The sequence below is a fragment of the Paenibacillus brasilensis genome, from assembly GCF_009363115.1.
GTDB lineage: Bacteria > Bacillota > Bacilli > Paenibacillales > Paenibacillaceae > Paenibacillus > Paenibacillus brasilensis.
Genome location: NZ_CP045298.1, coordinates 4,818,673 through 4,839,973, shown reverse-complemented (window position 1 = coordinate 4,839,973; position 21,301 = coordinate 4,818,673). Strand labels below are relative to the sequence as shown.

At 43.0% G+C, this 21,301-nt stretch carries 21 protein-coding genes and 1 pseudogene; 10 read left to right on the top strand and 12 right to left on the bottom strand.

Annotation, left to right across the window (positions count from 1 at the left end; translation table 11 throughout):
• From GCU48_RS22795 to GCU48_RS22775, 5 genes are all read right to left on the bottom strand, one after another.
• Positions 1-1,032, bottom strand: coding sequence for an agmatine deiminase family protein (locus tag GCU48_RS22795; protein ID WP_025718237.1), 1,032 nt, complete (start codon positions 1,030-1,032; stop codon positions 1-3).
• A gap of 166 nt (positions 1,033-1,198) precedes the next feature.
• A complete protein-coding gene (gene yfcE / locus GCU48_RS22790; RefSeq protein WP_152381559.1) occupies positions 1,199-1,750 on the bottom strand; it encodes a phosphodiesterase in 552 nt (183 codons plus the stop codon).
• Positions 1,751-2,079: 329 nt separating this feature from the next.
• Entirely contained in the window at positions 2,080-2,460 is a 381-nt protein-coding gene (locus tag GCU48_RS22785; protein ID WP_025718240.1) for a VOC family protein, read from the bottom strand.
• A 361-nt stretch (positions 2,461-2,821) separates the two neighbouring features.
• Positions 2,822-4,237, bottom strand: coding sequence for a glycoside hydrolase family 1 protein (locus GCU48_RS22780; RefSeq protein WP_152381558.1), 1,416 nt, complete (start codon positions 4,235-4,237; stop codon positions 2,822-2,824).
• 212 nt (positions 4,238-4,449) lie between these two features.
• Positions 4,450-5,358: an ROK family protein gene (locus GCU48_RS22775; RefSeq protein ID WP_152381557.1), complete on the bottom strand. Its 909-nt coding sequence runs from the start codon at positions 5,356-5,358 to the stop codon at positions 4,450-4,452.
• Positions 5,359-5,814: 456 nt separating this feature from the next.
• On the opposite strand from GCU48_RS22775, the gene ybaK reads away from it, so the two are divergent.
• The 5 genes from ybaK (at position 5,815) to GCU48_RS22750 (ending at position 10,186) form a co-directional block, all read left to right on the top strand.
• Complete coding sequence (gene ybaK / locus GCU48_RS22770; RefSeq protein ID WP_025718247.1) at positions 5,815-6,294, top strand: Cys-tRNA(Pro) deacylase; 480 nt, start codon at positions 5,815-5,817, stop codon at positions 6,292-6,294.
• A gap of 78 nt (positions 6,295-6,372) precedes the next feature.
• Positions 6,373-7,560 (top strand): oxalate decarboxylase family bicupin, encoded by a 1,188-nt coding sequence (locus tag GCU48_RS22765; RefSeq protein ID WP_152381556.1) that lies wholly within the window; start codon positions 6,373-6,375, stop codon positions 7,558-7,560.
• Positions 7,561-7,730: 170 nt separating this feature from the next.
• The gene (locus GCU48_RS22760) at positions 7,731-8,486 is read left to right on the top strand and encodes a COG4705 family protein (RefSeq protein WP_152381555.1); all 756 of its coding nucleotides are present in this window, start codon (positions 7,731-7,733) and stop codon (positions 8,484-8,486) included.
• Positions 8,487-8,749: 263 nt separating this feature from the next.
• A complete protein-coding gene (locus GCU48_RS22755) occupies positions 8,750-9,526 on the top strand; it encodes a COG4705 family protein (protein WP_152381554.1) in 777 nt (258 codons plus the stop codon).
• A 279-nt stretch (positions 9,527-9,805) separates the two neighbouring features.
• Positions 9,806-10,186, top strand: a complete 381-nt coding sequence (locus GCU48_RS22750) for a C40 family peptidase (RefSeq protein WP_244315862.1) — start codon at positions 9,806-9,808, stop codon at positions 10,184-10,186.
• Between the two features lie 407 nt (positions 10,187-10,593).
• Here GCU48_RS22750 and GCU48_RS22740 read toward each other — a convergent pair whose 3' ends face one another.
• Complete coding sequence (locus GCU48_RS22740; RefSeq protein WP_025718253.1) at positions 10,594-11,313, bottom strand: YebC/PmpR family DNA-binding transcriptional regulator; 720 nt, start codon at positions 11,311-11,313, stop codon at positions 10,594-10,596.
• 219 nt (positions 11,314-11,532) lie between these two features.
• Between GCU48_RS22740 and GCU48_RS22735 the strand changes: the two genes are divergently transcribed.
• Positions 11,533-12,144 (top strand): undecaprenyl-diphosphatase, encoded by a 612-nt coding sequence (locus tag GCU48_RS22735; RefSeq protein WP_152381553.1) that lies wholly within the window; start codon positions 11,533-11,535, stop codon positions 12,142-12,144.
• Positions 12,145-12,196: 52 nt separating this feature from the next.
• On the opposite strand, the gene GCU48_RS22730 is transcribed toward GCU48_RS22735, so the two are convergent.
• Positions 12,197-13,615, bottom strand: coding sequence for a HAMP domain-containing sensor histidine kinase (locus GCU48_RS22730; protein WP_152381552.1), 1,419 nt, complete (start codon positions 13,613-13,615; stop codon positions 12,197-12,199).
• A complete protein-coding gene (locus GCU48_RS22725; protein ID WP_025718258.1) occupies positions 13,615-14,283 on the bottom strand; it encodes a response regulator transcription factor in 669 nt (222 codons plus the stop codon). Before GCU48_RS22725 ends, GCU48_RS22730 begins: the two co-directional genes overlap by 1 nt.
• A gap of 196 nt (positions 14,284-14,479) precedes the next feature.
• On the opposite strand from GCU48_RS22725, the gene GCU48_RS22720 reads away from it, so the two are divergent.
• Together GCU48_RS22720 and GCU48_RS22715 are read left to right on the top strand one after the other, a co-directional pair.
• A complete protein-coding gene (locus GCU48_RS22720; RefSeq protein WP_152381551.1) occupies positions 14,480-15,409 on the top strand; it encodes an alkaline phosphatase family protein in 930 nt (309 codons plus the stop codon).
• Between the two features lie 27 nt (positions 15,410-15,436).
• Positions 15,437-16,201 carry a spermidine synthase gene (locus tag GCU48_RS22715; protein WP_152382233.1) on the top strand — a complete coding sequence of 255 codons (765 nt, stop codon included), beginning with the start codon at positions 15,437-15,439 and terminating at the stop codon, positions 16,199-16,201.
• On the opposite strand, the pseudogene GCU48_RS28915 reads toward GCU48_RS22715, so the two are convergent.
• Positions 16,174-17,143, bottom strand: a pseudogene (locus GCU48_RS28915) (YbaK/EbsC family protein); the annotation flags it as partial. The gene GCU48_RS22715 and the pseudogene GCU48_RS28915 sit on opposite strands and share 28 nt — an antisense overlap.
• Before the next feature lie 129 nt (positions 17,144-17,272).
• Positions 17,273-18,316, bottom strand: coding sequence for a PfkB family carbohydrate kinase (locus GCU48_RS22700; RefSeq protein WP_152382232.1), 1,044 nt, complete (start codon positions 18,314-18,316; stop codon positions 17,273-17,275).
• A gap of 355 nt (positions 18,317-18,671) precedes the next feature.
• Between GCU48_RS22700 and trhO the strand changes: the two genes are divergently transcribed.
• Positions 18,672-19,565, top strand: a complete 894-nt coding sequence (trhO, locus tag GCU48_RS22695) for an oxygen-dependent tRNA uridine(34) hydroxylase TrhO (protein WP_152381550.1) — start codon at positions 18,672-18,674, stop codon at positions 19,563-19,565.
• 225 nt (positions 19,566-19,790) lie between these two features.
• Positions 19,791-20,714 (top strand): AEC family transporter, encoded by a 924-nt coding sequence (locus GCU48_RS22690; protein ID WP_152381549.1) that lies wholly within the window; start codon positions 19,791-19,793, stop codon positions 20,712-20,714.
• Between the two features lie 78 nt (positions 20,715-20,792).
• Here the strand turns inward: GCU48_RS22690 and GCU48_RS22685 are convergent, their stop codons facing one another.
• Positions 20,793-21,017, bottom strand: coding sequence for a hypothetical protein (locus GCU48_RS22685; RefSeq protein ID WP_025718266.1), 225 nt, complete (start codon positions 21,015-21,017; stop codon positions 20,793-20,795).
• Positions 21,018-21,296: a DUF5132 domain-containing protein gene (locus GCU48_RS22680; protein ID WP_049825183.1), complete on the bottom strand. Its 279-nt coding sequence runs from the start codon at positions 21,294-21,296 to the stop codon at positions 21,018-21,020.
• Positions 21,297-21,301: the final 5 nt, after the last annotated feature.

Genomic DNA, 21,301 nt, shown 5'->3' with positions numbered 1-21,301 from the left:
TTAACGTTTTACAGCAGGCATCTGCTGAGTTGTGCAGTGTACGTTTCCACCTTCACGGATAACTGCCATACCATCTACGGTGCGGATCTTGCGATCTGGAAAAACCTTTGCCAGCACCTGCTGGGCTGCAAGATCGCTCTCAACGGCAGTGCCGCCAAACACTGGTAAAATAATACCACCGTTCACAAAGTAGAAGTTAATATAGCTCAGTGTCAATCGGCTATCTTCATAATCCACTCGCGGCGGCTGACCGATCCGAATTACTTCCAGCTTGCGACCCTTGGCATCTGTTGCTTGCTCCAAAATGCGCAGATTTTCTTGTGTAATTTCGTAATTTTCATCCTCAGGATCATCGCATACTTGCATAATAACCTTGCCTGGAGCAGCGAAGCAAGCAATATTGTCCACATGACCATCTGTTTCGTCGCCACTCAGTCCGCGTTTCAGCCAGATGATTTTCTCGGCACCTGTATACTCGCATACGTACCGTTCAATGTCTTCTCTGCTTAGCTCCGGATTACGGTTCGGATTTAACAGGCATTCTTCCGTTGTAATCAGTGTGCCCTCGCCATCTACATGCAATGAGCCGCCTTCCATCACAAGCGGTGCATCAAACCGCGGAATGCCAAGCTTGTCCAAAATTTGCGGTGCAACCTGATCATCCAGGTCCCAAGGAGCGTATTTGCCGCCCCAGGCGTTAAACTTCCAGTTCACACCTGCCAGCTGGCCATGCTCGTTCGTGAGAAAGGTAGGACCGTTATCGCGCAGCCATGCATCACTGTGCTCAATCGGCAGCAGCTCCACCCTTTCCCCGAGTTCAAGCGCCTGAACGCTCTGCAGATCAGCCGGATTTACGACCACAGTAACCGGTTCAAATTCTGCCATAGCGCGTACTATTCCGGCGTAGCCCGTGCATACATCGACATGCATATCCGGGTAAACCATAGAAGACTGTACTGGCCAGGAAATATACGTACGTTCATGTGGCGCCCATTCAGGCGGCATCTTATAATGTGAATCCTTAATTTGCATGGATTGAAGCTCTCTTTCTTTTTCATAATATGGAGCCTTATCTATAGCTGAACAACGATGTCTAATAAACAAGACGGACAGACTCCGCTCCTATCATACAATAATATGATCTTTCTCTCAATCAGAGCCTAAAAGTTTTGAATGTTTTACATTCATATGGGAGTAATTACTTTGAAAATGTGATGGCTTTAAGCGTTTTTCCTTCAAAATCCTTCACTGTAAACTGTGCTTCTTCCAGTACAGCATAAGATGGCGGATAGTTTTCCTTTGGCAACGAGATAGAGCCCGGATTTAGAACAAATACGCCTTTTTCTACATCCGCTACTGGAATATGGGTATGTCCCTGTATGAATACATCCCCTGCTTCCAGTGGAGGTAAATTTCCGATACTGAAGCCGTGTCCGTGGGTGACATAGATGCGCCGCCCTTCATGGTATAACAAGGCATAATCGCCCATCATCGGAAATTCAAGCAGCATTTGATCCACTTCTGCATCGCAATTCCCGCGGACAGACACCGCAATATGCGGCTTGTACTGATTCAGCAAAGCAGCCACTTCTGCTGGGTTATATCCTTCTGGCAGCTGATTGCGCGGCCCATGGTACATATAGTCTCCGAGCAGGACAAGACGGTCAGCTTTCTCCTCCCTGAATTTTTCCAGCGCCAATTGCAACCAGTGCAGGGAGCCGTGAATATCTGATATACACATCAATTTCATGATTGTTCTTTCCTTTCTGAATAGGCTGTTGTAATTTGCTGTATAATTAGAAAATATCCCTCTTAAGCCCATTATTACATTATTCCCTGAACAAATCTGTGCAAAAATGTTTCTTCCGTTGGGTAATATTCTTTTAAGACACAAAACTACAGCTCCCAATGAGCTGTAGTTTATTATTAATGCCTTCTATACTTGTGCTTATCATCTTATTTCTAGGATGGAGATGATTATATTCATGGCAGATACCTTTGGCGTATAAACGCTCCTCAATAACTCTTCATCATAATAGCATTGTACAGGAGCCTGTCCTCACTCCGTTTATCTAGGTATTACATTGAAATTTCTATCAAATTACCCTCTGGATCTTTAATTACGCTTTCATAATAACCGTCACCTGTTAATCTTGGCTGACCCACTACTTCATATCCTGCATGCATGAGCTGCTCTGTCTTTTCATTCACCAGTTCTTTACTTCCAACGGAAAATGCCACATGAGCCCAGCCTGTAGTATTGATCTGTGGTGAATGATCTACTCCTGTTTGACGCATAACCTCTAACCTTGCTCCATCCTTAAAGGTGATAAAATAGGACTCAAATCCTTTTGTCGCATTATAATACTTATCGTTAGATTTCCCGTCAAAGTACTGCTCGTAAAAGCTCTTCATTTTCTCTAAGTCTCTGACCCAGATCGCTACATGCTCAATCTTCACTATTTTCCTCCTTCTGTGGCCCTCATCATAAAACCTTCATTTATACTGGGCTCAGCTTTTCAATGCTTTTTCAGTAGCTTTCTGCGAAATTCATGGTCTACTTCTCGTGGCTTATATAGTTATTATTGATGTTTTAATAAGTCCTAATATATCTCAGTAATTTACTTTTGTCCAATCTATTTATCACCAATTATCAATAAAATGTCGCTTACGAATCATTCATGAAAGCTCTGTCGTACTTAGCTTGACAATTCGGTTGCTAATGCCCTAAAAAATTAGCGACCGCTTCCCGTAAAAGAGCAGAAGCGGTCGCTACGTATTCGTTGTATATTTAAAACTTAATCACTAGTTTATTTATAAATTAACGTTTAAGGCTTTTGCCGTTCGTGGCAATAACCTCTTTGTACCAGTGGAACGATTTTTTGCGATATCTTTCCAGTGTACCGCTGCCATCATCATGACGGTCTACATAAATGTAACCATAACGCTTTTTAAGCTGAGCAGTCGATGCGCTGACAAGGTCGATACAGCCCCAAGACGTGTAGCCCATAACTTCTACTCCGTCCTCAATCGCTTCTCCAACTTGAACCAAATGATCATTCAGGTAATTGATGCGGTAGTCATCTTCAACGGTTCTCTCGCCTTTTTCATTGGTGATAAGCTCGTCAACGGCGCCTAAACCATTTTCAACGATAAATAGTGGTTTTTGGAAGCGATCGTAGAACGTATTCAGTACATAACGCAGACCTTGCGGATCAATTTGCCAGCCCCACTCACTAGCCTCAAGATGCGGATTGCTAACACCACCAAGGATGTTACCTTCACCTTTCGTTTTCTTGGCTTCGTCTGCTGTTTCACAAGTGCTCATGTAATAGCTGAACGAGATAAAATCAACGGTATGCTTCAAATCTTCAGCGTCACCTGGTTCAAAATGAATCGTGATTCCTTTTTCTTTAAAGAAACGTTTCATGTAGCCTGGGTATTGACCTCTTGCATGAATATCCGCGAAGGCCATGTTTCTGTGATCAAACTCCATTGCAGCGATCACATCGTCTGGATTAGGTGTCAGCGGATACGTAGGCATGCTCAGCACCATACAACCGATTTTGAAATCAGGGTTGATTTGATGACCGATTTTTACCGCTCTTGCACTCGCCACAAGCTCATGGTGAATGGCTTGATAAAGATCTTGCTCACTTAGCTGATCTTTTGGTGTGCTAATCCCGCCACTCATGAATGGTGCTTCAAGAATGGAGTTAATTTCATTAAAGGTCAACCAGTATTTTACTTTATTTTTGTAGCGTTTAAATACAGTTGTAGCATAGCGCTCATAAAAATCAACCAGCTTGCGGTTTACCCAACCGTCATATTCTCTGGACAGATGTAAAGGTGTTTCATAGTGAGACAATGTAACGAGAGGTTCAATCCCGTATTTATGAAGTTCGTCAAACAAATCATCATAAAATTGCAAGCCCTTTTCGTTAGGCTCCAGTTCATCCCCTTTAGGGAAAATACGCGACCAAGCGATGGACGTACGGAACACTTTAAAGCCCATTTCGGCAAAAAGCTTGATATCTTCCTTATAATTATGATAAAAATAAATACCGATCAGCTTCATGTTATCTTCTGTTGGCACATCCGTAATCGGTCCCCAACCACCGCGAGGAGTTACATCCTGAATGGACCAGCCTTTTCCATCCTCTTGATAAGCGCCTTCGAGCTGATTCGCAGCAACTGCTCCGCCCCACAGGAAATCTTTTGGAAACTGTGTACTCATATTTTCTCCGCCTTTGCTGATGTTTTTTCATGAACTAGGATAGAAATACGTTACCTCTATGCTGATGTGTTATAAAGTACTTCTAATTGAATCTTAAGATTTGTAACGCGTTTCATGTCAAGTATTTTTTTCAGCGGCAGTGATTATCACAGTACATGTGAACACTACACTTTCAGAGCCTATAATGGTATGATTTCCAAAATTTAACTTCTCTATTTTCTTTTTTCCACTAATTGCAAATGGTATGTCAGACTTTCGAGGGTAACCGAAATCAACCCGTTCATGTACTCTTCATAGGTATCGTTTTTCACAAAAATCTCTGGCATATGTTCTTTGGGGATGTCCTTTAAACAGCCGTTATAAATATCGTCCAGCAAAGCCGGCTTGGATAGCTCTCCGGTCAAAGCGATAGATACAGGATCAATAATCGCAATAATGGAAGTTATCGTTTTGACTGCCAGTGGAACAAACCCTTGAGTGCTATTAAGCTGTTTAAGCTGTTCTTCTCTCGTCACATCAAAAGGTAAAAATGAAACTTCCCCGGCAAATTTGGTATTTCCCTTTAACAAATGTCCGTCAACAATAAAACCTGCTCCCGGAAAATGGTCCTTGGGAAAGTTAACAATGGCGAAGGTTTTATCCTCATCATAATTTTGCATGTTATAAAACCCGTAAACTGTCAGATTCATATCATTTTCCATGGTAACTTCCAACCCATATTTGTCTTGAAGACGCGGCCCAACCGGGACTCCGATGAGCAGGTCAATATCACAAACATCAATCACCCCTTGATGGACAACCCCTGGAACGCCAATACCAATGGCTTTGACATTTCCATAGTTATGAATCAGTTCTCCAATTTGGGTTTCTATTACCTCGTAATCAATCTGAGACACAATTGAGGTCTTTTCTGCAATGATCTCACCCAGTAAATTGGCAACAGCGTAAGTAAGAGAAAACACTCCGCCTTCCGTTTTTACGTTTAAACAGATGATATAGGAATAATCGGCGTTATATTTGTACCGTCTTGCCGGACGTCCACCGTTGGATTCTTCCAATTCCATCTCTAATACTTCTCCCGTTTGAAGCAGCTCTTTCAAAATATTCCCGCAGGTTGCCACACTAAGTCCTGTAATGCTGGCTATGGACGATTTGGTCGCATATTCCTTGGATTTTAGTGTGTTTTTGACTAACTCTACATTTATTTGTTTGACCCGAATGGTATTATTGGAGACTGGCTGGATTGTAATACACTCCTTTTCAAGGTTTTATTAAAACGGTTATAATAAGCTGTAATATAGCTTTTGGTTTACAAAAAGTCAATTTGCAGTCTTATTTGACACATATAGAGATGTGCATCTCCCTATTCCTTTAAATCATTTGCTATACTATTCAGAAGTAACTGATGTTCAGTGTGCCATTTCTGAAGAAATCAAGTGAAATAGGGGGAATTCTGGTGTCAACTTTGAGAACAGCTAGGGCTCACTCTTTAAAAGAAGCAAAAAATTACGTGGATGCCTTGGAACGACTCTAGTTGCAACGATTACCTCGCACGAGTTAGGAAAGGAAGAAATAAGATGAGTACCAGCAAAACAAACGCTATGCGCATATTGGACGGGCAGCATATAAGCTACAATATTTTGAGCTATGATCATCAAGATGGCAAAATAGACGGTATGAACGTAGCCGAAAAGATCAAAAGAGCGCCCGAAGCGGTTTTTAAAACGTTGGTTGCACACAGCAAACAGAATCTGTTTGTTTTTGTGATTCCTGTACATAAAGAGCTTGATCTTAAAAAGGCTGCCAAGTCCGCGGGAGAGAAAAAAATCGAAATGCTTCCTGTTAAAGACCTGCAAAAGCATACAGGATATATTCGCGGCGGCTGCTCGCCGATCGGAATGAAAAAGCTCTATCCTACTTTTATCGACCAGCCCGCACTTGAATTGGAAACCATTGTTGTAAGCGCCGGGAAAATTGGAACCCAACTGGAGTTGAATCCGCAGAATTTGGCTCAAATTACTCAGGCACAGTTTGCAGATCTGACGCATACAGCATAAAACTCACCATACGGTCATAAAATCTTTATGCGTATTTTCTCTTATCCTTAGCTTCAACCTGGAGAGGAAGATCAAATCATGCATAATGATGGCTTGAAAAATAGCGGAGTCCCACAGCCCATCAGAAGCGATGGGGCTGGAGGCATCGACAAGGGCCCCCGTGATGTGATGAGGGATTTGCAAAATCCCGATATGCTGGTTCCCCCCATAACAGATAATGGACTCATTCCGAACATGAGATTTTCTTTTTCAGACGCCCATATGCAGCTTAATTATGGTGGATGGTCCAGAGAAATAACTGTCAGGGAATTACCGATTGCGACAACCCTAGCCGGGGTAAATATGAGTTTGACGCCTGGAGGTGTCCGTGAGCTTCACTGGCATCAGCAAGCAGAATGGTCCTATATGCTGCTGGGAAGTGCCCGTATTACAGCAGTCGACCAGTACGGGCGTAATTTTATTGCTGATGTGGGCCCAGGCGATCTCTGGTATTTCCCACCCGGCATTCCCCACTCTATACAGGGTCTTGAGGACGGCTGCGAATTTTTGCTGGTCTTTGATGATGGCAGCTTCTCGGATTTAAACACCCTATCCATCTCCGATTGGTTCGCACATACCCCCAAAGATGTACTGTCTGCCAATTTTGGTGTTCCAGAAGCTGATTTTGCGTCGATTCCTCAAGATCAAGTATACATCTATCAGGATGCCGTTCCCGGTTCTCTTCAAAGCCAAGCGGTTTCCTCTCCCTATGGTGCGGCACCTCAATCCTTTAAGTATAAATTACTAGCTCAGCCCCCAATTAAAACACCAGGGGGAAGCGTACGAATCGTCGATTCCTCCAATTTTCCAATATCCAAAACCATCGCAGCTGCTCTTGTTGAGATTGAGCCAGGAGCTATGCGGGAAATGCACTGGCACCCTAATAATGACGAATGGCAATACTATCTTGCCGGGCAAGGAAGAATGACTGTCTTTGGCGGTAATGGTGCAGCCCGTACGTTTGATTTCAGAGCCGGAGATGTTGGATATGTGCCTTTTGCTTACGGTCATTACATTCAAAATACAGGCACCAGCACACTTTGGTTTCTAGAAATGTTTAAAAGTGACCGTTTTGCAGATGTTTCCTTGAATCAATGGATGGCTCTCACCCCAACAGAACTGATTCAGAGCAATTTACATGTTGGCACCGATGTGACCTCTCAATTGCGCAAAGAAAAATGGCCTGTCGTCAAGTATCCCGGGTATTCTTTTTACCCGAAGGGGTAACCCCTGAAGAAGCGGTGAACGTGCGTCTTGTGCATGCATTCAGAAAAAAACATATCCTCATTCATTTCTTACTGCTTTCTAATGCGAATTTAATGATCTCCGGATATAGTTACGCAAATGGCATTTTATAAAAATAAAATGCTGTAAAATTCGGGGAGTGAGAAATAAAGATGCAAAAAATCGCACAAGTTACAGCCATTTTTTGGATTATGAAGATTTGTGCTACTACGCTGGGTGAAACCGCAGGTGACTTATTGTCACAAACTCTTAATGTGGGCTATGCCATTAGTTCCATGATTTTGTTTAGTATTTTTTTAATTAGTCTTATTTTTCAACTTTTTTCCAAGAAGTATCATCCATTTCTTTATTGGACTGTTATTCTTACAACGAGCACTGCTGGTACAACCATGTCAGACTACATGGATCGTAGCCTAGGGTTGGGTTATGCAACCGGATCATTCATTTTAATTTGTATATTGTTAGCCATTTTTTCATTTTGGTATTTTAGTGAGCGATCATTGAATGTCAATAATATTACTACACGGAAAGTAGAAGTAATTTATTGGATTGCCATCTTGTTCTCGAACACTTTGGGTACTGCTTTAGGTGATTTTTTGGCGGATAGTTCCGGCCTTGGATTTGTAGGAGGAGCGGTTTTAATAGGTAGTTTGCTGGGTATTATTTTACTATTAACTTATTTTACAAATGTTTCACGAGTATTTCTATTCTGGATAGCATTTGTATTAACACGTCCTTTTGGAGCGACATTTGGAGACCTTCTTACCAAATCACACGCAAAGGGAGGTTTGGATTTAGGCACTATGGGATCTTCGCTGGTACTGGTTACAATTCTTATAGCTTTAATTATCTACATTACTCTAAATGCTTCTAAAATGAAACAATCACCGGAGTTAAACGCAAGTTAATCATTTGTACCGATTCGTTATCCATAGCTGCTTATATACAAAGATATAGGCCTCCGGCTTTAGCCGAGCCTATATCTTTTTTAGCATTGTCTGTTCACAATATAGTAATTCGCATCACTACTCCTCATCATTTTCTAATCTAAATTTAAATTTTCTAGGTTTTTTCACATCTAGTTCTCACTACCGATTCATGTTCTTTATGTACACTGCTCAGTAGGAACAAGCATTTAATAAGGTTCCCTAGTTCATGAGGAGGATTAGAAATGAAAAATGAGGACTCATCCATTAGTTTGCAAATGCTAAACAAGGTGCCGGAGATCACCATTTTCTTCTGGATCATTAAGATTATGACGACTACCGTGGGAGAAACAGCCGCCGACTTTCTTAACTTTAATTTGCATTGGGGGTTGACTCGTACAACTTTGATCATGGTTGTTCTCTTACTTGTCACACTTCTATTTCAGTTTAGGTCACGCAAATATATACCCGGAATCTACTGGCTCGTGGTGACTCTCATCAGCGTAGTGGGCACGCTCGTCTCAGATAACCTTGTGGATCATATAGGGATTTCGCTGCAAGTAACCACAACCGTCTTTGCACTAGCTCTCCTGGTGACTTTCACGCTATGGTATGGGAGTGAGAAAACATTATCCATTCATTCTATTTACACAACCAAACGGGAAATATTCTACTGGGCAACGATTTTCTTTACTTTTGCCTTGGGTACGGCGGCTGGTGATCTCATATCAGAGGGCCTTGACTTAGGTTATTGGAGGTCAGCGCTTATGTTCGCGTCACTGATTGGTATTTTAACGATTGCCCGCTATCGGTTTAAATTTAATGCCGTGTGGTCCTTCTGGATGGCGTACATCGTGACCCGACCTCTCGGTGCCTCACTTGGGGATTATCTGTCACAATCTCACACCGATGGCGGACTTGGCCTAGGTACGGCTGGAACCAGCATGATTTTTCTTGTAATTATTTTAACTTTGGTAATCTACCTGACAAAATCCGGAAAAGATCAAACCCAACCATTATAATCGACACAATGTAGCCTATCTTTTGTATCCTCATGACTGGAACGGACTTATTTACATCCCTCAACATATAATGTAGAAAATTTCTGTAAAGAGGTAGGCATGTGAAGCAGTTTGATATCAAACTCGTCTTGTTTCAGAGAGATTATTTTGTACGAAGAAGAAGAGTGTTCAACCATGTACGCTTGATAAACCAAAATAATATAAACTATCTTCCCTTTAGCAGTGTACTGGAGATTCTGGAGTATGATATTTTAAGGTCAAATCGGAAAGATCTTTCGATTGCTGAATACAACGGTCAAGCAGCTCTTATCCGTCAATAAGAATCTGAAAGAACCCATTACGCCCGGAACCAAAGTAAGGATACCTACCATCCGCTTTAATAATGCTCCTCTTCCCAATCATCACGTAAAAAAAAGGGTGAAGATCAAGCAGAATCAGGAACTGGCACCCGCTATCATTGCTTTGGGTAGACAACTGAGGGGAACACCATATATGTTCGGCGCTGATCCCTATCCACAGTCCAAAAAGTTCGATTGCTCTTCCTATATACAATATATTTTCGGAAGGAACGGTGTGGCGCTGCCAAGAACAAGCCGTGCCCAGGCAGGAGCAGGGAGAAACATTAACTTAAACTTAGCTCCAATCGAGTTTATTTTTTAAGACCAAACATTTTTTCAGACTGTTTGGTCTTAATTTTTTAAAAATAAACGCTCTACAGCGTTTAGCGTCTATTTTTCATTAATTCAAAATCAAGAGCGTCGTACGAACGATGTCGCTAAGCACCTCCGGACTTGCACCTGTTTTGGCAGTAAACGTTAATGACAAGCGGGCGTGATTTAAAAATCGGGCCAGCGACAAAAGCTCAGACTCTGGTCGAACAACTCTCAAAATACAGTCATGGCTTTACGGAGAACGTGTTCTGTATCAATTCTTTTGCTCTTCCCAACTGCACATTCACCGCCTTGCCTAAAATAATACTTTTATAAGACTGATCAGTCAGAAAAAAACTGTATAACAAAAAAACATCGTATCGAAATACAATGTTTTTATAATCTGTTTAACAGAAGCTATTCCCCGGAATCTACATTGTGGTATACCTGTTGAACATCCTCCAAATCTTCTAATGCATCAATCAATTTATCAAATTGCACCTGTGCATCCTCTGGAAGTGAGATGTCATTTTGGGCAAGCATGGTAAGCTCGGCCACTGTAAACTCAGTCACTCCTGCCTGCTTGAAAGCTTCTTGCACAGCGTGGAATTGGTCAGGCTCTGCATATACGATGACGGCTTCATCTTCCTCAATGATGTCACGTACCTCTACGTCTGCCTCCATCAGCAGCTCCAGCACTTCATCTGCCGTTTTGCCTACCAAACCAATAACTGCTGTTGAATCAAACATGTAAGCTACTGATCCACTCACACCCAGGCTGCCACCATTTTTAGTAAAAGCAGAACGCACATCCGATGCTGTACGATTTACGTTATTAGTCAGTGCATCTACAATAACCATAGAACCGTTAGGCCCGAAGCCTTCATAACGAAGCTCTACGTAGTTTTCATCGCCGGCACCTTTTGCTTTTTCAATAGCGCGGTCAATGATCGCTTTCGGTACATTGTACGTTTTTGCACGTTCCAATACGACTCTTAACACCCGATTAGATTCAGGATCGGGCTCACCCTGTTTGGCTGCTACATAAATTTCCACACCGAATTTAGCATATATACGACTCGTATTAGCATCCTTGGATGCCTTCTTTTCTTTAATGTTATTCCACTTACGTCCCATAATATCCCGCTCTCTTCCTGTATGAATATACACAACGAACTTCATTATATCCTTGTATATTATATCTCCTAAAGGACACCTGGACAAGTTCCAACGATGTAGTCATGTCAAGAAAGCGTTTTCTCATGAAATTTTAATTTTCATCTAAAAGTCCTCCCATATTAATAAGTTAAGATCATATTACTTTCGAATCACATTAGAAAAGGAGTAATCCCTAACATGTTATCCAACCTGGACTATCAAATTTTTCACCTCATCAATGAACAAGCGAATACTTTTGCTTTTCTGAATGGAGTCATGCGTTTTTTCGCCGAAGATTTCCAATATGTATTCGCCTTGGCTCTAATCCTATACTGGTTTTCAAGAAATAAACTCAACCGGAAAATGATCGTGTCCGCAGTCGTATCTACATGTCTGGGTATGGGGATCAGCTTTATCATCGGGCATCTCATGTACCGGGATCGTCCCTTCGTCACCCACGCTGTCATTCAGCTAATCAAGCACCCGGCAAATGCCTCTTTCCCGAGTGACCACGCTATTGGAGCTTTTGCGCTGGCGGTCACGTTTTGGCTATATGGTAAGAAGTTTAGATTGTTCTGGCTCGCCGCAGCTTTACTTATCAGCTTTTCTCGTATCTGGGCTGGTGTCCATTATCCGTCGGATATTGCAGTTGGTGCGCTGATCGGTACCTTATGTGCAGTTAGTACCCGCTATCTGCTCCTGCATTTCAAACGTCCTCAGCAATTGGTAAATTTATGTCTGGAGCTGTACGAAAAAGCAGAACATAAAATTTGGAATAAATCAACCAAACCACAATCTGACGATGCTTGAGTGTGAAAGAAGCTCCGTAAACCAATATCCATGGTTTAGGAGCTTCTTTGATTTATCCAACATATCTAGACTCTGGCATTGGAAAAGCAAGTGTTACGGTTGTCCCGATATTTTCAATACTGCTCACTCTGATGTCACCGTTATATCGCTTGACAAGCTGCTTGGCTATAGCCAGGCCCAGACCTGTTCCGCCCTGTTCGCGGCTTCTTGCCTTATCCACCCGATAAAATCGGTCGAACAAATAAGGCAAGTCCTCTGTCGGAATCCCGATTCCGTAATCAGTAATATGAATGCAAACCTCGTTTCGTTCCAACGTGCCGGTTACAAGAATTTCTTTTGAAGAGCCTGCATATTTGACGGCGTTATCCAGCATGATCAGCAACAGCTGTTCCAAATGCTGTGGCGTGATCTTGACCTGTACCTTTTCGAGGGGATTCAGTTCCTCACGGAATTTCATATCAGGATGCAGCATCGCAAAATTGGTGAGCGTATACTGAACGGTGTGACGAGTATCTATTGCAGGCACATCCTGGTCTGAGGTTCTTGACTCGGCTCGGGTCAACTCTAGAAGATCGTTTACAATACCTTTCAAGCGTTCAAGCTCCAGAATGGACACACTAAGCGACTCGTCCAATATGGCCGGGTCGTGTTTACCCCAACGGTTCAATAAGGAGATATGACCTTCAATAATCGAAATGGGTGTGCGTAATTCATGGGAGGCATCTTCGACAAACTGTTTTTGCTGTAAGAATGAACGCTCTAACTGGTCCATCAGCCCATTAAACACTCTTCCCAGATTTGACAGCTCGTCATTGTTATCGGATACTTGCACACGTTCCTCGTGTATCCCTTTTTTCCGTATTCTTGTCATCGTATCCGTCATGGATTGAATCGGACGAATTAACTGGCGTGAAAGAAAAATTCCTCCCAAGGCGCTCAATAGAATAGCACCTATACCTCCTGCAATCATGACACCTTTTATTTTGTCACTCACCTTCTCTAAATTTTCCATGTTGTTGATAATTTCAATCGTTCCCGTAAAACGGCCTGAATGCAGCGGACTTCGCATGATCAGGACCTGATCCTCCAAATGCCAGGCCGTCATAATCCGGGTGCTTTGAACTGTTTGGGGCAAAAACCAATCCTCAGGCAGCTCGTTGCTGACGCTGAGCAGTGGGATTCCTTGCTGGTTCAAAATGCGAATGATTTGATGCGGATCATTCATATCCTCAACAAATCGCCGACTGTTCACTATTTCCTGTGCTGACATCTGTTTTTCCTGAAAAAAGCTTTGGAGTTCATTCATACTCTTGCGGATGCTCACTTCTCCCTCACTGACCATCCACTGGTTAATCGTAAAATATTGGACACTATTGTACAATACAAACAAAATACATAACAGCAACGAGGACCACACCGCCAATTTCCAACGGATGGGCAGCCTGGAGAATACGGATTTTAAAGTTGCCATTATCGAATCACATATCCTAGTCCGCGTAATGTCTGAATAAAGCTTGGTTCTCCAGGCTCGTCGATTTTGCTGCGCAAGTAACGAATATACACGTCGACAACATTCGTTTCGACCTCCGAATCATAGCCCCATATAAGCTCCAGCAGTCTCTCCCGAGTCATGACGCGTCCAATGTTATGCATCAATATGGAGAGCAGATCAAATTCACGCTTCGTTAATTCAACAATCTGTTGGTTTTTTGTCAAAATGCGCGCCTCGCTATCCAGTACCAGCTCTTTGTAGGTAATTTGCTTGGTATCCTCAACACTTCCACTGCGTCGGAGCAAAGAACGCATCCGGGCCAAAAGTTCTTCAATAGCAAAAGGCTTTGGAATATAATCATCGGCCCCACTGTCCAATCCCATCACTTTGTCCATCACACCGTCTCTTGCAGTTAGCATAATGATCGGGGTTTGCTTTGTTTTGCGAATCCGCCGGCACACTTCAATTCCATTGATGCCTGGTAGCATTAAATCCAGCAGAATGATGTCCCATTCCTCGCTTAACGCAGACTCCAACCCTTTCCGCCCCTCGTACTCGACAGTCACCTCGTAAGATTCATGCTTTAGTTCAAGCTCAATGAAACGGGCCAAGTTTTTCTCATCCTCAATCAGGAGTATCTTTTTCATAGCTTTCCTTTCCAGGCGCAAGAGCGTCTTTTTCTAAACGCTTGATATAGAAATCAGTTTACTCTATGTACATTAAAAAATAATGATCTTTTCAATTTATTTTTCTCATGATATTTTAATGTGCCCTGTGTAAGCTGAGTCATGACTCTATGAACATGGCCCTGTTAGCCGTTCATCATGAAAGAAGGTTGTATTCTTGAAAATGAAAACACTGATAACCTCCATCACTCTATCGGTAGCTTTCTGTATGTTGTCTCATGCCGGTAAGTTTATTGTCCGTTCTGATGCTATGGCGGCTCAAGCCTTAACCCGGGCTGACTCGTCTGTGAAGGTTAAAGCATCGCAGCCCAATGCTATCGAATCTCCGCAACGTATTGACCATATTGTTATTGTGGTAGAAGAAAATCATTCGTCGAAAAAAATCTCAGGTAATCCCTCCGCTCCATTTATGAACGATTTAATGAAAAACGGTGTCAATCTGATGAATCATTATGCGATTGAGCATCCAAGTCAGCCCAACTACCTGGATCTGTTTTCAGGTTCTAATCAGGGCGTCCACAATGATTTGACTCCAAAGAAAATGAACACCAGCAATCTGGCTTTAGAGCTTATACAGCATGGATATACGTTTGGGGGCTATTCGGAGGGGCTGCCTCGAACCGGATTTACCGGTCCATATGATCTGGAAACCCTGTATGCGAGAAAACATAATCCGTGGGTAAATTTCAACAATCTGCCTGCCTCAATCAATATGCCTTTGACCCGTTTCCCGCAAAACTTTAATCAGCTGCCGACGGTTTCCTTTGTCATTCCTAACCTGCAACACGATATGCACGACGGCACAATCCGGGAAGCTGATCAATGGCTGCAGGCCCACTTATCTTCTTATGCTCGATGGGCACCGCAGCATAACAGTCTTTTGATCGTAACATGGGACGAAGATGATATGAGCAGCAACAACAAAATTCCGACTATGATCATAGGCGCTCATTTGAAAAAGGGCCTGTATAATGAAAAAAGCAATCATTTTTCCATGCTACGCATGATTGAACAATTTTACGGATTGAACTTGCTAGGCAAGAGCAGAACGGCCCCGCCGCTGAATCTATGGACAACAGGCTCATAAATGTCTAATATGGTGGTGAAGTACGACTTGAAGGAGATTAGTCACTTGGATGTATTGTATAGCAAGCGCAGTAATAACCATGAGATTATGGTGTACGACACCCCGGAACTAGACGGTGAAAAGGGGTCCTTCCGTGTGATGCAATTTTCGAATGCGGCTGTCCAAGGTGCGTTGGATTTGAATGATCCGCAACGTATCCTGTTCGAATACCCGAGGGCTATCATCCATCTGATGGAGCTGAACGATCCTTCATTCGAGGACGTATTTGTCATCGGACATGGAATCGGAACGATTGCGGGCCATTTTAGAGAAAAACACTTTAAGATTGCAGAGCTGGATGCCCTGGTCGTGAAGTTAAGCCAAACCTTCTTTGGGTACGATAAAGACAATGTGACGATTGGGGATGGACGTCACATCTTGGAGCAAGAAGCATCGGATGCTTATGACTATATTATTTTGGACGCCTTTACGGAGCAGGGTACGCCATTGCATTTAGTATCCAGAGAATTTTTTAAGCTGGTCAAAGAAAAGCTGGATGCCGAGGGCTCTATTATCATGAACTTAATGGGTAAAAGGGAACACGATCACGTGATAAATGCTATTCATACGACATTACGTGAGGAATTCGCCTATGTTACTGCTTTTTCGCTACCCCCGGAGGGCACTGCTGATATTCAAAATGTCATCATCATAGGGCGGCACAAAGCGATCCGTTTTCAGACACGTCAAATGGTCGGCTTTTATGAGATTACACTTGGTGAAGGTCATATTTTACGAGACACTAATGCTTGAATGTCCAAAATCCGTTTGCTTGCTTCCGTGATATGAATCGTCTCCTTGTTGCTGGCGCCTCGCTCTATCCACTCTATTTTTCCATGCTCAGCATCTTTACCAACGACGATCCTCACTGGAATACCTATCAAATCTGAATCTTTTTTTAAACACATGTCCAATCTCAATACCACGATAAAGCTTCAACTCCCCTTCGTCACAGCGAGGGCATCTGTCCCCTTCTGTGACATTACGTAAATCCGTCACATGGCGAAGATCCATATCGCGTCCTGGATTCACATGCCGATAATGGGTTTCCAGCTCGTTCGCGCCGGCGATGCTGTTTGACATTTGAGCAACTGTGCAATCCACCCATACAGGAATCCTCAATCCAAACAGGCCTATATACCCGGAAGGGGTCCCGGTTACCGTTGATACGATATCTGCACTTGCTATTTCGAATTTTTCACTACCTAAAATATGTTGATCTTTCACTTCGTTGACGTCATGATCTCCTCTAACCACTATAGCGATGGGTTGATCATCAGCCATGTAAATCAGTGTTTAGATGATGTCTTTTGCCTCTATATGAAGCCCTTCAACCAGTTGATCTATCGTGCGCAGACCTGGAGTATGAAATTTCTCCATTGGCTCTGTGCTGAGAGAAGAAGAATAGCTGACATGTTCCTGTGACTCGGCTTTTTCAAGATTGGCCGCGTATTCACAGCAGGTACATGCTGCTATCGTATCCTCTCCTATGTCAGCAAGCGCCATAAATTCATGAGTTCCTCCTTCACCGCCAATAGCGCCCGCATCTGCCTCTACTGCGCGAAAGTTTAGACCGCAGCGTGTGAAAATACGATGATACGTCTCGAACATGGTCCAGTAGGTTTGGTCTAATCCCTCCCAATCCGTATCAAAAGAATAGGCATCCTTCATCAAAAATTCCCTGCCACGAAAGAGCCTCCCTTTAAAAACAAATACAGGCAGAACAGTGGTAGAAAAACGATGGCGTATCTCAGATGATTCATTAAGCAACCTGCTCCCTTTACAGTTTCAGCAACAAAAAGTGGGTAAGATTCTTTTCTTTATTTATGTATCTTTCTCCTTAAAATACACACCTTTAAAAAACACAAAATTTTGCGGATGTGTGCCGTACAGCTCCTTGAACATGGAATGAAGCTTATTTAGAGAAATAGTCTCTGAAACCGTCCGATCTGTTTGAATGGTTAAGGCGACACAGCTGATTCCGAATTGGCATACCTGCTCCATTGGATATCCTTGGATAATTCCATATATCATTCCGGCAATAAAAGCATCGTCAGCACCCGTGACATCAATGACTTCCTGATCGTGCTGTATAGAAATTTGCCCATACGCTCCATCCTGGGAGGTAAATAGGACACTGTCAGTTCCCCGGATCAGAATTACGTTTTGAACCCCGAGTTGGTGAAAAATTCGGGTTGCGTCCAGTAGTTGCTGATCATCTGTAAGTTGTATTCCCAAATAGGATTCAGCTTCCATCTGCTTACATACCAGCCAGCCTACCCCGTTTAAATTTCGAGGAAGTTTTCTCATTTTGAAGGCTGATACGGAAGAAACGATAAGCGGGATTCGATGTTCTTGGCATAGCCGTATGGTTGAAGCAATTACGTTCATTGAGAAATTAGTATCCAACAGCACCAGCTGAGATGAGGTGATTAAGGGGATATTTTCAAGGATAGCTGAAGGACGAATCTGATCATAAATCTCCATCTCTGCTGTCGCTACAATCAGCTTACCACACTCGTTCAGCAAAGCGGTGTAAACCCCGGTTGACGGTTCTCCCTTGACCTGCAGCGGAATCACATTCATGTAAAGTCTAGACTGCTCGACTATAAATTCACCTTCGGCATCATCGCCAACTGCGGTCAACAGGCTGACCTGCTGGCTTAGCCTCCCCAAATTTTCGGCTACATTTCGAGCCACCCCACCGCAGGATTGCTTTCTGGTGCTGCTCGGGTTGGAGGTGTGAAGCTGAAATGTACCTTTAATCATAATTTTACGGTCTAGATTTGCTCCCCCGATACATAGTATTTGTTGTCTAGTGGGCCAAGGCTCGTTCAGTTCATTATTGCGGTTCAGTTTTAATTTCATCATTTGACCCCTTTCGCGAGTCTGTTCGCGCCGAATGATTTAAAATTTGTAAAACAATAGGTACTCTATAAAATTAACATGTTCCAAATGTCAATTTCCCAAGAATCGTGTCGAATCCGTAAAATATCCTAAACATATATCTACTCTCTACAACAAAAAAATCACCCTATCGCAGATGCCATCCTACGGTAGGGTGATTTGGTAGAATACTGCTTATATCCTTCGTTGCATCACACTATTTTAAAATACCCTTTTTATTTCCACTTTTTATACATTTATGTTGACTAACTTAAAGAATGTGGTACATTTAAAATTGGTGTTAAAAACTTTGACTTGAATCAGAGGGTGATTTTACGTGTGTAAGCATGCTTATCGAATTTTGTTGTTTTACAAATATGTAAATATTGAAGATCCTGCCACCTTTACGGCAGAGCATCTGGCTTATTGCAAGGAGCTGGGCGTCAAGGGAAGAATCTTGATTGCTGAGGAAGGTATTAACGGAACATTGTCTGGTACGGTAGAGCAAACAGAGCAGTATATTCGTGATTTGCGCGCCAATCCGAAATTCCACGATATCGTTTTTAAAATAGATGATTCTGACGGTCATGCGTTCAAGAAAATATTCGTACGTCATCGTCAGGAGCTTGTTACGCTGCGTCATGAGGATGAGCTCGACCCTAATGAAATTAGCGGCAAGCGTTTGTCACCGAAGGATTTTTATGAGCAGCTTCAAGATGAAGATGTAGTTGTACTGGACGGTCGTAACGACTATGAATATGACATCGGACATTTCCGCGGAGCTATTCGCCCGGAAGTTGAATCGTTCCGTGAATTTCCACAGTGGATTCGCGACAATATGAGCCAGTTTAAGGACAAGAAAATCCTGACGTATTGCACCGGAGGTATTCGTTGCGAAAAGCTGTCCGGTCTTCTGATCAAAGAAGGCTTTAACGATGTAGCCCAACTGGATGGCGGCATTGTGACTTACAGCAAGGACCCGGAAGTACAAGGACGCTTGTTTGACGGTAAATGCTATGTGTTTGACGAACGGATTTCGATTCCAATCAACCACACCGACGAGGACGTTATTGTAGGCAAATGCTTCCATTGTGAAACGCCAAACGATCATTATATCAACTGCCCGGTATGTAATCTCCAGCATATCGTATGTCCAGACTGCGAAGAGCAGCATCAACACTATTGCTCTGATGAGTGCCGGACTAAAGCGGAAGCTGTTGTTTCTGCTTAACTCAGCAGGAAAATTTGTTTTCATCATAATAAAAGGGATGTTCCACCAGCCTTTCAACATGGCTGTGGGCATCCCTTTTGTTGTTCTACTCAATGCATATTTAGAATAACTACCAGAAGCTTCATAGTATATACCTATGAGCTTGATCGTATTTACATCTTGGACGGGCTAGAAAGCCACATCTTATAATAAAAATTGTTATTACAGAAAGGATGAGTGGATTTCATGATTCAAATTGTACTTTCAACTCTTTTATCTGTTATCGTTCCGCTGTCCCTTCCAGTGATTGCCGGGTTTTTACTCGGCAAATTCATGAAGCTGGAAACTAAGCCGCTCTCAACTTTATACTTGTACTTTTTAATTCCTGCAGTGATTCTGGACACGCTGCTCAAGGCTCAGCTTTCCTGGCATGATGTGGCGCAGACTATCGCCTTTTCCATATTGAATCTACTGTTGTTATGGGGAATTGCTCAATTAGCAGGGAAAATCTTAAAGCTGAGTGCTCCTGAAACCGCTGGACTTACCCTGATCTCCACACTGACCAATAGTGCGAATTATGGGTTGCCGCTCATTTTACTTGCCTTTGGGCAGCTTGGATTGGATAGGGCCTCTGTGTATGTGGTCATCCAGATGATCCTGGTCAATACCCTTGGAGTTTACTTTGCAGCCCGCTCTGAATTTTCTGTTCAAAGCGCCGTCAAGTCGGTATTCTCACTGCCTGCGATCTATGCAGCCCTACTTGCCCTGGGGCTTCGGCTGCTGGATTGGCATCTGCCCTCCGGGATTCAATCGGGCGTCTCGATGATTGCTGCAGCCTATTCTCCGGTCGTGCTGGCGATCCTTGGAACCCAGATGGCTTATGTAAAAATCTCCAAGCTGGAGCCGTCTATTAAAAAAGCCAGCTATGCAGGACTCATCATACGGCTTCTGCTCTCTCCGTTTGCAGCCTGCCTTTCCATGCTGATACTGGGGATATCTGGCCTTTTATTCTCCGTTCTTTTTATTCTGGCCTCCATGCCGGTTGCCGTGAATGCCGTCATCTTAGCACAAAAATTCAATGCATCGCCCAAACTCGTGTCCACCTGTATCCTGTGGAGCACGTTAGCCTCATTCCTGATTTTGCCTATCCTCATTATGATCGTAACATGATAGCTAGAAAAAAAGACTCTCTATGGTGTAGAGAATCCAGTATGCAGCCTGCTGTTGAATGAGGCTGCATACACTCTATTAGCGTATTCTTGGAAAACTGATCCAGCCCAGCAGATTTAACCTTGATTTTTTCCCCTTTTCCCGGATTTGTCCCATAAACTCCCCAAGAAATCGTTCCCACTTTAAACCTATTTCTTTTTTCGCGCTATCATTCTCAAGCACGCATCTTACGCTTTGGTTTAAGGCCAATTCCAGGTGTGTTAAGGCTTCGCGTAAATGATTATCTATATTTTGTTCGCTCATCTATCCATTCTCCTCATTTTTGGGTTCGTCAAGCAATGCGATTTCTTGGTCCAACTGCTTTTTCATTCTTTCAAATTGGGCTTCGGCGATGATATCTTCCATTTCCTCCCTTGCTAATTGAAGGTAAGATTTGCCCCGGTTGATCAAGCTGACTCCGCCTTGCTTTCCAGCTTCGGCAAGAGGACGAAAAGTAGTTTTAGCAATGGGAAGCAAAGCGGAAGCGGCAAAGGCAAGCACAGTGCCAACTACAATTTTATTAATATTGTTATTTTGCAGCATCGTGA